The 13104-nt window shown below is 72.0% G+C and carries 11 protein-coding genes; 6 read left to right on the top strand and 5 right to left on the bottom strand.

Annotated features, from left to right (window positions below; translation table 11 throughout):
• Positions 1-196 precede the first annotated feature (196 nt).
• Positions 197-982: an ABC transporter ATP-binding protein gene (locus ACIBK5_RS08885; protein WP_399017645.1), complete on the top strand. Its 786-nt coding sequence runs from the start codon at positions 197-199 to the stop codon at positions 980-982.
• Complete coding sequence (locus tag ACIBK5_RS08890) at positions 958-2526, top strand: transporter (RefSeq protein WP_399017647.1); 1569 nt, start codon at positions 958-960, stop codon at positions 2524-2526. Before ACIBK5_RS08885 ends, ACIBK5_RS08890 begins: the two co-directional genes overlap by 25 nt.
• A gap of 98 nt (positions 2527-2624) precedes the next feature.
• On the opposite strand, the gene pdxH is transcribed toward ACIBK5_RS08890, so the two are convergent.
• Complete coding sequence (gene pdxH / locus ACIBK5_RS08895) at positions 2625-3293, bottom strand: pyridoxamine 5'-phosphate oxidase (protein WP_399017649.1); 669 nt, start codon at positions 3291-3293, stop codon at positions 2625-2627.
• Positions 3294-3577: 284 nt separating this feature from the next.
• Between pdxH and ACIBK5_RS08900 the strand changes: the two genes are divergently transcribed.
• On the top strand, positions 3578-4678 hold the full coding sequence (locus ACIBK5_RS08900) for a citrate synthase 2 (protein ID WP_399017651.1): 1101 nt from the start codon (positions 3578-3580) through the stop codon (positions 4676-4678).
• Positions 4679-5087: 409 nt separating this feature from the next.
• The gene (locus tag ACIBK5_RS08905) at positions 5088-6548 is read left to right on the top strand and encodes a PAS domain-containing protein (protein WP_399017653.1); all 1461 of its coding nucleotides are present in this window, start codon (positions 5088-5090) and stop codon (positions 6546-6548) included.
• Between the two features lie 24 nt (positions 6549-6572).
• Here the strand turns inward: ACIBK5_RS08905 and ACIBK5_RS08910 are convergent, their stop codons facing one another.
• Positions 6573-7328 (bottom strand): SIS domain-containing protein, encoded by a 756-nt coding sequence (locus ACIBK5_RS08910; protein ID WP_399017655.1) that lies wholly within the window; start codon positions 7326-7328, stop codon positions 6573-6575.
• Between the two features lie 283 nt (positions 7329-7611).
• Here ACIBK5_RS08910 and ACIBK5_RS08915 point away from each other — a divergent pair, with 283 nt between their 5' ends.
• Together ACIBK5_RS08915 and ACIBK5_RS08920 are read left to right on the top strand one after the other, a co-directional pair.
• Complete coding sequence (locus ACIBK5_RS08915) at positions 7612-8304, top strand: metal-dependent transcriptional regulator (protein ID WP_399017657.1); 693 nt, start codon at positions 7612-7614, stop codon at positions 8302-8304.
• Between the two features lie 526 nt (positions 8305-8830).
• A complete protein-coding gene (locus ACIBK5_RS08920) occupies positions 8831-9775 on the top strand; it encodes an alpha/beta fold hydrolase (protein WP_399017659.1) in 945 nt (314 codons plus the stop codon).
• A gap of 43 nt (positions 9776-9818) precedes the next feature.
• On the opposite strand, the gene ACIBK5_RS08925 is transcribed toward ACIBK5_RS08920, so the two are convergent.
• From ACIBK5_RS08925 to ACIBK5_RS08935, 3 genes are all read right to left on the bottom strand, one after another.
• On the bottom strand, positions 9819-11411 hold the full coding sequence (locus tag ACIBK5_RS08925) for a transporter (protein WP_399017661.1): 1593 nt from the start codon (positions 11409-11411) through the stop codon (positions 9819-9821).
• On the bottom strand, positions 11408-12199 hold the full coding sequence (locus ACIBK5_RS08930) for an ABC transporter ATP-binding protein (protein ID WP_399017662.1): 792 nt from the start codon (positions 12197-12199) through the stop codon (positions 11408-11410). The genes ACIBK5_RS08925 and ACIBK5_RS08930 overlap by 4 nt, the downstream gene beginning before the upstream one ends.
• A gap of 104 nt (positions 12200-12303) precedes the next feature.
• Positions 12304-12966: a bifunctional DNA primase/polymerase gene (locus tag ACIBK5_RS08935; RefSeq protein WP_097217294.1), complete on the bottom strand. Its 663-nt coding sequence runs from the start codon at positions 12964-12966 to the stop codon at positions 12304-12306.
• Between the last annotated feature and the right edge of the window lie 138 nt (positions 12967-13104).

Below are 13104 nucleotides of genomic sequence, written 5' to 3' on the forward strand. Positions count from 1 at the left end.
CCGCCCGGCCGCACACCGCTCCGGAACTCCGCACGGCCCTGGCCACCGTGCTCGCCGAGGTCTGCCACGCGGCCGGCATCGACGCCTCGGCCCCCTTCAGAAACCTCCGGTCCCCGGCGGTCCCCAGCCCGTGACCGCCCACATCCCCCACAACGGGCCGCCCGCCCCCACAGCGGGCAGAGAAAGGAGTGACACCGTGACATCGTCAGCCGCCGTCGAAGTGCGCGGCCTACGGAAGGCGTTCGAGGACAAGGTCGCTGTCGACGGAGTCGAACTGACCGTCCCCAGAGGCAGTTTCTACGGTCTCGTCGGCCCCAACGGGGCGGGCAAGACCACCAGCCTCTCCATGATCACCGGTCTGCTGCGCCCGGACGCGGGCACCGTCTCCGTCGCCGGCCACGACGTCTGGCAGAACGCGTACGAGGCCAAGGAACGCATCGGCATCCTCCCCGAGGGCCTGAGGCTCTTCGAGCGCCTCGGCGGACGGGAACTGCTCGCCTACACCGGCCGGTTGCGCGGGCTGTCCGGAGCCGAGACGGACGAGCGGGCCGACCAGCTGCTCGACGTCCTTGGCCTGACCGAGGCCGCGGACAAACTGGTGGTCGACTACTCGACCGGTATGCGCAAGAAGATCGGCCTGGCGGCGGCCCTGCTGCACAACCCGCCGGTGCTGTTCCTCGACGAACCCTTCGAGAGCGTCGACCCCGTCTCCGCGCAGACCATCCGCGAAGTGCTCCGCAGCTACACCGAGTCCGGCTCCACCGTGGTCTTCTCCAGCCATGTGATGGAACTGGTCCAGGCCCTGTGCAGCCATGTGGCGATCATGGCGGACGGCCGGATCGTCACCGCCGGAACCGTCGACGAGGTGCGCGGCGGGCGCAGCCTCAACGACGCCTTCATGGAACTCGTCGGCTCGCCCCTCACCACCGGCAAGACCAAGGGGAAGGGGGCGCTGCAGTGGTTGGGCTCTTCGTCCGCCTGAAACTGGCCCTGCTCAGGGGAAGCCTGCGCCGCAGCCCCTCCCGGGCCACCGGCTTCGTCGTCGGGGCGCTGGCGGCGCTGACCGCCGCCGGTCTCACCGCCGCCCGACTCGCCCAGCGGCACGGCGAACCCGCCGCTGCCGACCTCGTCGTCCTCACCTACGCCGGTCTGCTGATCGGCTGGGTCGTGCTGCCGCTCTCCGCGGGCTCCGGCACGGGAGACGAGAGCGCCGACCCCACCCGGCTCGCCGTACTCCCCATCCGCCCCCGGCCGCTCATCATCGGTTCCACCGCCGCCGCACTGGTCGGCCCCGGCCCGCTGGTCACCCTGGTGGTGCTCGCCGGCGCCACGGCCGCCGTGACCGGCACGGGGGCCGCCCTCGCGATCGCGCTTCCGGCCGCCCTGCTCGCCCTGCTGCTGTGCGTGGTCACCTCCCGGGCCGTCATCGCCGCCTACGCGCGTGCTCTGACCAGCCGACGGGGCAAGGACATCGCGGCCTTGGGCGGACTGCTCGTCGCCGTGGTCTCCTTCACCGCGTATCTGCTGCTCTCGTCGGCGGGGACGCCCGAACTGAGCGTCCCGCCCGTCGTGTCCGAGGTGCTGCGCTGGACGCCCCCGGGCTGGGTCGCCGACGCACCGCACGCCGCCACCGAGGGCCGGTACGGCGTCGCCCTCGCCGAACTCGGCGCGACCGCCCTGCTGATCCTGCTCCTGATGGGGTGGTGGCACCGCTCCCTGGTGCGGCTCATGACCACCAGCGACCGGTCCACCGCCCAGTCGGCCGGCTCCCGCTCCACCTACGCGGGCGTCCTGGCGCGGCTGGCCTCCCGCAGCCGCACCCTCCTCATCACCCACCACCAGCTGCGCTCCTTCGCCCGGGCACCCCGGCACCGCATGCTGATGGTCACCTCGCTGGCCTACTCCTCGATCTTCCCGCTCGTCCTGGTGGCGGTGGCCATCAAGAACCCGTACGTCGCCGTGGGCGGGGCCTGGGTGTTCGCGCTGAGCTCCCCGTCGATGCTGTTCACCATGGACGGCTCCGCCGTCTGGACGAACGTCGCCACCACCCGCAGCGTCGCCCACGCTCGCGCCGAGGTGACCGGCCGCTTCCTCGCCCAGCTCCTCGTGGCCGTGCCCTGGCTGACCGCGATCACCGTCGTGACCGGACTGGCCACCGGGACGACGGCGCAGATCCCCGAAGTCCTGGGCCTGGTCTACGCGCTGCTCGGCGTCACCTTCTCGATGGGCGCGGTCATCAGCGTCCGCTGGCCCTACGCGTTCGAGCACGACTCGATCCTCGCCGGGGTGCCCGGACAGGGCGGCACCTACCACCTGATGAACTTCGTCGCCTCGATCGCCGGCCCCCTGGCCACCACCCCCCTGGTGGTGGGCGCGGTCCTGCTGCACGGCACGGGATCCGCCTGGCTGCTGCTGCCCGCGGGGCTCGGCTACGGCCTGCTCGTGACCTTCGTCGTCCTGCGACGCACGGGCACCCGCCTGTTCCACACCTACCCGGACGTACTCAACGCCCTTCGCCTGGGCTGACAAGGGACTCGACGTGCCCATGCTCTACCAGCAGCTCTACGTCAAGAAGTGATCATGCAGGGGCGGCTCGCCGGATGACGGGGGGCCGCCCGGCCCGTTCACGGACTCAGCCGCTCCACCCGCCAGCTCCCGTCCGGCCGCTCCACGTACCGCAACCGGTCGTGCAGCCGGTTCTCGCGGCCCTGCCAGAACTCCACCGTCTGCGGGGCCACCCGGAAGCCGCCCCAGTTCGGCGGCACGGGCACCTGCTCGCCCTCCGGATAGCGGGCGGCCAGTTCGGCGTACGCGCGGTCGACGTCGGCACGCGTGGAGATCACCGAGGACTGGGCGCTGGCCCACGCCCCCAGCTGTGAGCCGTGCGGCCGGGTCCGGAAGTACGCCGCCGTCTCGTCCCGGCCGGTGCGCCGCGCGAGACCGGTGACGAGGACCTGCCGGGCCATCGGATGCCAGGGGAACAACAGCGAGACGTACGGGTTCTCCGCCAGGTCGCGGGCCTTGCGGGAGCCGTAGTTCGTGTAGAAGACGAAACCCTGCTCGTCGAAGTGCTTCAGCAGAACGGTGCGGGCGCTGACCCGCCCCTCGGCGTCGGCCGTCGAGACGACCATGGCGTTCGGCTCGAACAGCCCGCCGTCCGTCGCGGCCTGCTTGAACCAGCGCGCGAACTGCTCGACGGGGGTGGCGGCCAGCTCGGTCTCGGAGAGCCCCTCGGCCCGGTACTGCTTGCGCATCGAGGCCAGATCGAAGGGGACGGCGTCGCGGTCGGTCACCCGGTCATCTTGCCGTATGGACGGTGTCCTTCGTCACTGAGTGGCACTGAGTGCCGTGAACCCTCCCCAACGGTGGCACTCGGGGATATCGTTCTGATGCCGTTCGGTTTGGGTGACCGCCAGCCGCACGGGGCATCACAGGGGAGACCGGCCAGGACCGCGAGTCGCCGCGACGACCGTGGATCCCCCGGACGGCCGCCCGCTTCGCAAGCTGACTGACACATGGTTCACACGTCTCACCCCACCAGACACCATCTGTCACTTACATCACGAGGAGCCGCCTGATGTCCGACTTCGTACCCGGGCTCGAGGGAGTAGTCGCGTTCGAGACGGAGATCGCCGAACCGGATAAGGAGGGCGGCGCACTCCGGTACCGGGGCGTCGACATCGAGGACCTCGTCGGCCATGTCTCCTTCGGCAACGTCTGGGGCCTGCTCGTCGACGGCGCCTTCAACCCCGGCCTGCCGCCCGCCGAGCCGTTCCCCATCCCCGTCCACTCCGGTGACATCCGCGTCGACGTCCAGTCGGCCCTGGCCATGCTGGCCCCGGTCTGGGGCCTCAAACCGCTCCTCGACATCGACGAGGAGCAGGCCCGCGCCGACCTGGCCCGCGCCGCCGTCATGGCCCTCTCCTACGTCGCCCAGTCGGCCCGCGGCCAGGGCCTGCCCATGGTCCCGCAGCGGGAGATCGACAAGGCGCAGTCCGTCGTCGAACGCTTCATGATCCGCTGGCGCGGCGAGCCGGACCCCAAGCACGTAGCGGCGGTGGACGCGTACTGGACGAGCGCGGCCGAGCACGGCATGAACGCGTCCACGTTCACGGCCCGGGTGATCGCGTCCACGGGCGCGGATGTGGCGGCGGCCCTCTCCGGCGCCGTGGGAGCCATGTCCGGCCCGCTGCACGGCGGCGCCCCCTCCCGCGTCCTCGGCATGATCGAGGAGATCGAGCGCACGGGCGACGCCGAGGCCTACGTCAGGAACGCGCTCGACAACGGCGAGCGCCTCATGGGCTTCGGCCACCGCGTCTACCGCGCCGAGGACCCCCGCGCCCGGGTCCTGCGCCGCACCGCCCGCGAACTGGGTGCCCCCCGCTTCGAGGTCGCCGAGGCCCTGGAGAAGGCGGCCCTCGCGGAACTCCACGCCCGCCGCCCCGACCGCGTCCTCGCGACGAACGTCGAGTTCTGGGCGGCCATCGTCCTGGACTTCGCGGAGGTCCCGGCGCACATGTTCACGTCCATGTTCACCTGTGCCCGCACGGCCGGCTGGTCCGCCCACATCCTCGAACAGAAGCGCACGGGCCGCCTGGTCCGCCCCTCGGCCCGCTACGTCGGCCCGGGCACCCGCGACCCCCGCGAGATCGAGGGCTACGGGGACATCGCCCACTGACGCGAGGACGGTCGCGGAACGCAGACGACCCGCGAGCCTGGTCCTCCTGAGGAGGGCCGGCCGGACGTACCGGCGGCTCGCGGGTCGGGTGACTGCTGGAGATTGGGCCGGCTGCGCGCTTCGCTCACGCGCTGGTCCGGCACCGCACTGTGTGTGGTGACGGGCCGCTAGCCCGCAGCCACCTCACGCGTCCGGTTCTCATACATCTGCCGAACCACCTCCTCTCTCGTGTACCTGGAACCCTAGGAAACGGATCGGCCTCGGATCAACCGTTTTTCTGAGACCTTGACGCGGGGCCGCGCCGGAGGAGGCGGGGTGTTCGTTGGCGGATGACGTGGGGAATGCCCTCGTACAACGATTCCTTCAATGTTGTGGGAACACGGTGTGCGCTGGGTCACGTTCCAGTTGAATGATTGCAAGTAGCGAACCGACGTGCGGTACGTACGGACGCAGCCTGCAGGGGGTCCAGGTGAGTGCTTCCCGGCGTAGTGGGACCACCGACGAGCTGGGGCCCGACGAGCCCGAGCGGGACGGTGCGGACGGGTCCGATCTGCTTGCCGCGTTGCTTGACGGGATGGACGCGGCACTGTGTGCGTTCGACGCCGACGGTGTCGTGACGCACTGGAACCGTGAGGCTGAGCGGATTCTCGGCTGGAGCGCGGACGAGGCGGTGGGCCGGCGAGGCCTGGCCGGGTGGGCCGTGCGCAGCGCGGACGCCGAGGAGGTCGAGAGCCGGCTGCTGTCCGCGATGCACGCCCCGGGCCGGCAGGTGAACGAGTTCGCGCTGCTGACCAAGGACGGCGGGCGGGTGCTCGTACGGACCCAGTCGGCGGCCGTGCGAGGGCCTGACGGGAAGCCGGCGGGTGTGTACTGCGCCTTCAGCGAGGTGCACGCGCAGATCGATCTGGAGCGGTCGATCGCGCTCAGCGAGGCGCTGTTCGAGGACGCCAGCTGGGGCGTCGTGCTCGTGGATGTCGACCTGCGGCCGGCCGTGGTGAACGCGCACGCGGCCAAGGCGCTGGGTACGGGCCGTACGTCCGTGCTCGGCCGCCCGCTCGGGGATCTGCTGTCGCAGGGCGTGGAGGAGCTGGAGAGCGCGCTGCAGCATGTGCTGGCGGAGGGTGCGCCGCCCGCGCCCGCCGAGGTGTGGGTGGGCGTGCGCATGCCGGAGGGGGAGCGGCGGCGGTGCTGGCGCAGCGGCTTCGTACGGTTGGCCTCGCCGCTCGCGGAGGAGCCGGTTCCGCTGGGTGTGGGGTGGCTGTTCCAGGACGTGACGGAGGCCAAGCAGAGCGAGCAGGAGGCGTCGCTGCTGCGGTTCCGTACGCAGCAGCTGTACCGGGCCTCGCGGGCCGCGGCCGAGTGCGAGGACCCGGCGGAGGCGGCGACGGTCCACCTGGACTTCGCCCTGGCCGGGTTCGCCGACCACGCGTTGATCGACCGGGTGGCGGGCGGCGCGCTCGTCGACGCGCCGAGCGAGGGGCCGGTACGGCTGGTGCGGGTCGCCGCCACCCCGTCCGGCGCCCCGGGGCCGAGCAAGCTCTCCGGCCACGCGGGCCTGCCCGCGCGGTACGCGGAGGGGCATCCGGCCCTGCAGTGCGTGGAGCGGGTCGGTGCCCTGAGGGCGAGTGCGGGGGCCGCGGCGCCCGAGGAGGCCCGGCTGTGGGCCGAGGCCCGGCAGTGGCCGCCGGACGCGGTGCACGCCCTGTGCGCGGTGCTGCGCAGCCGGGGGCGGACGCTGGGTGTGGTGACGTTCCTGCGGGGTGCCGGGCGCAGCGCGTTCGAGCGGTCCGACGCGATGTACGCGGAGGACGTGGCGGTGCGGATCGCGGCGTCACTGGATCTCGCGGGGCTGTCCGGCGAGCAGTCCTGAACCGGCGGGTGTCCCGCCGTCGCCTCAGTGCCGGTAGAAGATCCGGTCCCGGTACCGCTCCATCACGCGGCCGTTCCAGTCGTGCCCGCCGTCGACGTTCCCGGAGCGCAGGAGCGGAGGCTCCAGGCCGCGGTCGGCGAGGGTGGCGGCCGTGGTGGCCATGACGGCCTGGAGGAGGGCCGAGGTGACGACCGTGGAGGCGGGGGCGAAGGGGGCCGGGACGTTGTCGAGGGTGAGTTCGGCGTCGCCGACCGCGATCTTCGAGTCGAGGACGAGATCGCAGTGGTCCTTCAGATACGTCCCCGAGCTGTGCCGCGACTCGGTCTCGGAGGCGTAGGCGACCGAGGTCACGCCGATGACCCGTACGCCCCGGGCGCGGGCGTGCATGGCCATTTCCACGGGGAGGGCGTTGCGTCCCGACAGGGAGACGATCAGCAGGGCGTCGCCCGCGCGGAGCGGGGAGCTGTCCAGGACAGCGCTGGCGAGGCCGTCGACGCGTTCCAGGGCGGAGCCGAGCGGTGCGGGCCTGACGTCGACGCCGACGACGCCCGGCACGGCGAGCAGGTTCATGAGGGCGAGGCCCCCGGCGCGGTAGACGAGGTCCTGCGCGGCGAGGGAGGAGTGCCCGGCGCCGAAGGCGAAGAGGCGTCCTCCGCTCTCGACGGTGTCGGCGAGGAGTGTGCCGGCGGCCGTGACGCTGTCGGCCTCCTCGTCGCGGACCCGCCGCAGCAGGTCGATCGCGGCGTCGAGGAACTGGCCGGCCGGCGCGCGGTCGCTCATACGGGGTCCCTTCAGGATGGCCTCGGTGGGCGCGTGTCGCGCATCACGGTGCGGTCTGGACCAGTGCGGTGTCAATACGGTCGTGGCGGCCGGGCCAAGGGTGCTCCGCGGTGCTCCGGGGGCCCCGCGGAGGGGAACTCCGTACCCTTCCCCCGGGCCGCGCAACCCCCTGGTTTCCCTCCGACGGCACGGTTGTCGGTGGTATCCGGCAGAATTGGGTGCAGGGCCAGCGCACGCGCCGGTGAGCCGTCCAGCCTCCGGCAGATCTCATCGAGGGGCACGTATGTCCGGACTGATCGACACCACGGAGATGTATCTCCGCACCATCCTCGAGCTGGAGGAAGAGGGTGTGGTCCCCATGCGCGCCCGTATCGCCGAGCGGCTGGACCAGAGCGGGCCGACCGTCAGCCAGACCGTGGCGCGGATGGAGCGCGACGGTCTGGTGTCCGTCGCCAGCGACCGGCACCTGGAGCTCACCGACGAGGGCCGCCGTCTCGCCACGCGCGTGATGCGCAAGCACCGGCTCGCCGAGTGTCTGCTCGTCGACGTGATCGGTCTGGAGTGGGAGCAGGTCCACGCCGAGGCGTGCCGCTGGGAGCACGTGATGAGCGAGGCCGTGGAGCGCCGCGTGCTGGAGTTGCTGCGGCACCCGACGGAGTCGCCGTACGGCAATCCGATCCCGGGGCTGGAGGAGCTCGGCGAGAAGGACGGCGCCGACCCGTTCCTGGACGAGGGGATGGTGTCGCTGGCCACTCTGGACCCGGGCGCCGAGGGCAAGACGGTCGTGGTGCGCCGCATCGGCGAGCCGATCCAGACGGACGCGCAGCTGATGTACACGCTGCGGCGGGCGGGGGTGCAGCCCGGCTCGGTGGTCAGCGTGACCGAGGCGGCGGGCGGTGTGCTGGTGGGCAGCGGGGGCGAGGCGGCCGAACTGGAGTCGGAGGTCGCCTCCCACGTGTTCGTCGCGAAGCCCTGAGCCCGGCCGGATCGGCCGCGCCGGCGGTGTTGGCGTGATCCCGCCGTATCCGGGATTCAGTCCGGCGAATGGCAGCGCTCGTCCGCTTCCCGTGCGACGCTGTCGCGTGAGGCATATGACCTGAGGGCTCTTGGCCGTGGCTCGACAGCGATGTCGCCCGGCCGGGGAGGGGGCGGGAGGATGTGCCGTGGAGATGTGGAGGGCCCCGGCGCCTTGCGGCGCCGGGGCCTGTCCTCCCCTGTGCTGACCTGGAGCCCCGAGCTCTCAAGGTCATCCCCCACGGACCGGTTTCCCCGAGCGGTCCGCCTCCCGCTGAAGATCTCCCCTCGGCAGCGGCTATCAATCCCCGAGGGTGGTCACTCGAACGAGGGGTGTTGTCCGCGAGAACGGCATCCTCGAATGGGCATTCGATAGTGTGCGGGTGACGCACGGCACGGCAACAAGGCGCAGCAGGCAGAACACGGTTCACAGGACCGAACGGCCGGAGACGACCACGGTCCGCGCGAAGCTTGGGGGGTGCCAGGACATGGCGCGACGCATCGACGTGACCGGGACGGGCGGCGTACGCCTCGCGGCCTGGGAGTTCGGAGACCCGCCCAAGACCGATCCGGCGCACGAACCGCACGATCAGCACGACCCGCATGACCCGAAGCACCGGCTCGACCCGCAGCGCACGCCCGGCGCGGGTACCGCGCCGAACGGCACCCCGGGCGTCCTGTTACTGCACGGCCTGATGGGCCGCGCCTCGCACTGGGCGTCCACCGCCCGCTGGCTCTCCGGCCGGTACCGCGCCGTCGCTCTCGACCAGCGCGGCCACGGCCGCAGCGAGAAGCCCCCGCAGGGAGCCTTCTCCCGTGACGCCTACGTCGACGACGTCGAGGCCGCTCTGGAACAGCTCGGCCTCCACCCGGTCGTTCTCATCGGCCACGCCATGGGCGCCCTTACCGCCTGGCAGCTCGCCGCCAAGCGCCCGGACCTGGTCCGTGGGCTGATCATCTGCGATATGCGGGCCTCCGCGCTCGGCGCGGCCTCGCAGCGCGAGTGGGACCAGTGGTTCCGCTCCTGGCCGCTGCCCTTCGCCACGCTGGCCGACGTCCGCAAGTGGTTCGGCGAGGACGACCCCTGGGTGGAGCGGCCCAACCCGGCCCGCGGCGCGTTCTACGCCGAGGTGATGGCCGAGTCCTCGGACGGCTGGCGCCCCGTCTTCGAACCGGAACAGATGCTTCGCTCCCGCGAGACCTGGGTGTACGACGCGCACTGGGAGGAGCTGACCCAGGTCCTCTGCCCCGCCCTGGTCGTGCGCGGCCTCGACGGCGAGCTGGGCCGCGCCGAGGCCCAGGAGATGGTCCGCGTCCTGCCCCGCGGCCAGTACGCGGAGGTCGCCGACGCCGGTCACCTGGTGCACTACGACCAGCCGGAGGCCTGGCGCGCGGCGATCGAGCCGTTCCTGGACGTCCTCAGCGCGAACTGAGGACGGACAGGCCGTCCTGAACCGGGACGGACGGCTGGACGGCTCACCCCTTGCTGACCGCCACCAGGATCTCCGGCAGCCGCCGGGCCGTCCGCGGAGCCGCCAGCCGCAGCCCCACCACCGTGAGCGCGGCCCCGTACGCCGTGCCCGCCGGCAGCAGCAGCCACGTCCAGTCGTCGCCCCCGGCGCTCACGTTCAGCCAGATCGTGAGCGCGATGACGGGCGCGCACAGGACGGCGGCGGCGACCATCCCGCCGAAGATGGAGATCCAGGCGAGCCCGGTCTGCCCGGGGGCGACGTTCTTGTAGCCCTCCTGCGGGATGGAGTAGGGGAAGCGGGCGGACGTCCACGCCCCGGTCGCGAGCATCGCTCCGAGCAGCGCGAAGGACAGCCCCAGCGCCTCGGGCAGCCGCCGCCAGTCGCCGAGCATCGCGGTCGTCACCACGGTGACGAGCGTGGCGTACGGCAGAGTGATCAGCAGCAGGGCCAGCGCGCGGGCGCGCAGCTCGACGTAGGCGTCCCGGCGCGAGGAGATCGTCATGGCGACCATCCAGAACGCGGAGGTGTCCTGCCCGAACTGGTTGTACATCTGGATGCCGAGCATCCCGGCGGCGAAGCACGCGAAGTACACGGACCCGGTGCCCTGCCAGGCGTTGAACACCGGCACGATCAGCCCGATGGCCAGCGAGGTCACCCAGGCGGCCTTGGTCTTGGGGTCGCGCCACACATACCGCAGGCTGCGCTCCATGACCGTGCCCGTACGCCCCGCGGGCAGCAGCCGCCCGAGCCCGCTCGACGACCGCTCCCGGGCGGCCGTCTCGGCGGTGGGCAGCGTGGATCCGTCGGGCGAGGTCATCAGGCGCGTCAGATGCCGCGACCACACCGCGAGCAGCGTCACCAGCGCACCCGCGGTCAGTGCCAGTTGGGCGGCGGCGAGACCGTACGACCCCTCGCCCACCGCGTGCACGGCGCCGATCGCCGACGCCGGCGGCACCCACTGGACCACGTCCGCGACCGGGTCCAGCTCGCCCAGACCCGCCGAACCGAGCCGCTGCGCGCCGAAGTTGACGACCTGCGCCCCGACGGCGATGACGAGCCCGCTCAGCACCGCGAGGTCGCGGCCCTTGCGGCTGCTCAGCAGCCGTACGTTGGCGGCGGCGACGGCCCGTGCGAACGCCACGCACACCAACAGCGCCAGGGCGACCGCGACGACCCCCACCGCGAACGCCGCCCCGCCCCGGGCCACCGCGATCACGGAACCCACCAGCAGGCACAGCGTGAACAGCGGCCCGATGCCGACCAGCGACGCCGTGAGCAGCGCCCGCACCAGCGGCCGGGGCCGCAGCGGCAGCATCACCAGACGGGTCGGGTCCAGCGTCTCGTCACCACTGGGGAAGAACAGCGGCATCACCGCCCAGCCGAGCCCCAGCACCGCCACGGCCAGCACGGCCAGGGACTCGACGTGCGCGTGCCCGCGCAGCGCGATCAGGCCGAGCAGTTGCAGCGCGGCGAAGAGCAGAGCGAAGACGGCCGACGCGATGTAGGCGGCCTTGCGCCCGCCGGACTGCTTCAGCCCGTTGCGCAGCAGCGACAGCTTCAGCCGTACGACGACGGGGGTGAGGGCGGGCGCACTCACCGGGCCCCGCCGCCCAGCCAGTCGAGGTCGGACCCGGCGTCCCGGCTCTGCGCCCCGACGAGTTGGAGGAACGCCTGCTGCAGCGAGGGCGCGTCACCGCGTACCTCGGCGAGGGTCCCGGTGGCCCGGATCCGCCCGGCGGCCATGACGGCCACCCAGTCGCACAGCGACTCGACGAGCTCCATGACGTGGGAGGAGAACACGACGGTGGCGCCCGAGGCGGTGTACCGCTCCAGCACGCCCCGGATGGTCTGGGCGGAGACGGGGTCGACGCCCTCGAACGGCTCGTCCAGGAAGAGCACTTCGGGATTGTGGAGGAGAGCGGTGGCCAGCCCGATCTTCTTGCGCATGCCGGTCGAGTAGTCGACGACGAGCTTGTGCTGGGAGCCGGCCAGATCCAGAACGTCGAGGAGCTGCGTGGCCCGCTTGTCGACCTCGGCACCGGGCAGTCCCCGCAACCGCCCGCTGTACGCCAGCAGTTCCCGCCCCGACAGCCGCTCGAACAGCCGCAGCCCCTCGGGCAGCACCCCGATGCGGGCCTTCACCTCGACAGGGTCTTGCCACACGTCGTGCCCGACCACCTCGACGGTTCCGTGATCGGGCCTGAGCAGCCCGGTCACCATCGACAAGGTGGTGGTCTTCCCGGCCCCGTTCGGCCCGACGAGCCCGATGAACTTGCCCGCGGGCAACTCAAGATCGACCCCGGCAACAGCGACCTGCTGCCCGAACCGCTTCCAGAGCCCCTGCACCCGTACAGCACTGGATCCCACCGCGTCTCCCTCCGTCACCTTGCACCCTACGGTGGCGTCTTTCAGGGGCGCGGGGAACTGCGCGATCAACCACGGACAACCCGCAGCCGCCGACGAAGCGGAACCACGCAGACGATCAGGCGCTACCGATCCCGCCCACACGCATACGCAAGCGGCGAGATCAACTCCTCCGCATCCGGCAACCACCGATTCGCGGGCGTAGGCCGGCAGGCCCACTGCACAGCCCCCCGCGACCCGAACCGCGTGGGCGGCGCGGCCACGTACGCCCCTTCCCCAAGCACGGTCAGATCCAGCGACGACACCGACCACCCCAGCTTCCGCACCAGGTCAGGCACCTTCACCCCGGCCCCCGGCAGCACGAAGAACTCCATCCGCCGGTCCGGCGTGAGCGTCACCGGCCCGAGCGTCAGCTCCATCCGCTCCATCCGGGCCAAGGCCAGAAACCCCGCCGTCTCCGGCACGGAGATCGCGTCGAACGTCCGCCCCGTCGGCAGCAGGATCGACGCGGTGGGCTGCTTCTGCCACATCCGTCGCGCGACGGTCGCGCTGCCCGTCGCCTGCGTCGCCCAGTCCGGGCGCGCCGGGTGCGATCCGGGTGCCGGACACGCGGCGTCACCGCAGGAGCACCGCTGACTTCCGTCGACGGCTTCCAGCCAGGTGCCGGGGAACACGTCCCAGTGGCGCTCCTCGGCGTAGCGGACGGCGGTCTCCAGCAGCGATTCCCCGCGCTGCTTCGGGATCTGAGCGGCTTCGGTGCCGGCGATCGTCTCTTCCACGATGAACACAACTCTGGTCGTCACCAGGGGTTACGCCCGCCCGTGTGCGCGGGGGAGAGCATCGCCCCTGTTCTCGGGGCGCATGGGTGCATGTGCGGGGGCGCGCAGGAGGATCGGTGGCCGGAGCTGGGTAGCCACGAGTGGGGC

The organism is Streptomyces sp. NPDC050546 (assembly GCF_044457425.1).
In the GTDB taxonomy this organism is placed as follows: domain Bacteria; phylum Actinomycetota; class Actinomycetes; order Streptomycetales; family Streptomycetaceae; genus Streptomyces.

What these genes read in the sequence shown, in the direction of transcription:
- ACIBK5_RS08905 (WP_399017653.1), top strand. Translation starts at nt 5,088, where the DNA reads ATGATTGCAAGTAGCGAACCGACGTGCGGTACGTACGGACGCAGCCTG.
- ACIBK5_RS08900 (WP_399017651.1), top strand. Translation starts at nt 3,578, where the DNA reads ATGTCCGACTTCGTACCCGGGCTCGAGGGAGTAGTCGCGTTCGAGACG.
- ACIBK5_RS08920 (WP_399017659.1), top strand. Translation starts at nt 8,831, where the DNA reads ATGGCGCGACGCATCGACGTGACCGGGACGGGCGGCGTACGCCTCGCG.
- ACIBK5_RS08910 (WP_399017655.1), bottom strand. Translation starts at nt 7,328, where the DNA reads ATGAGCGACCGCGCGCCGGCCGGCCAGTTCCTCGACGCCGCGATCGAC.
- ACIBK5_RS08915 (WP_399017657.1), top strand. Translation starts at nt 7,612, where the DNA reads ATGTCCGGACTGATCGACACCACGGAGATGTATCTCCGCACCATCCTC.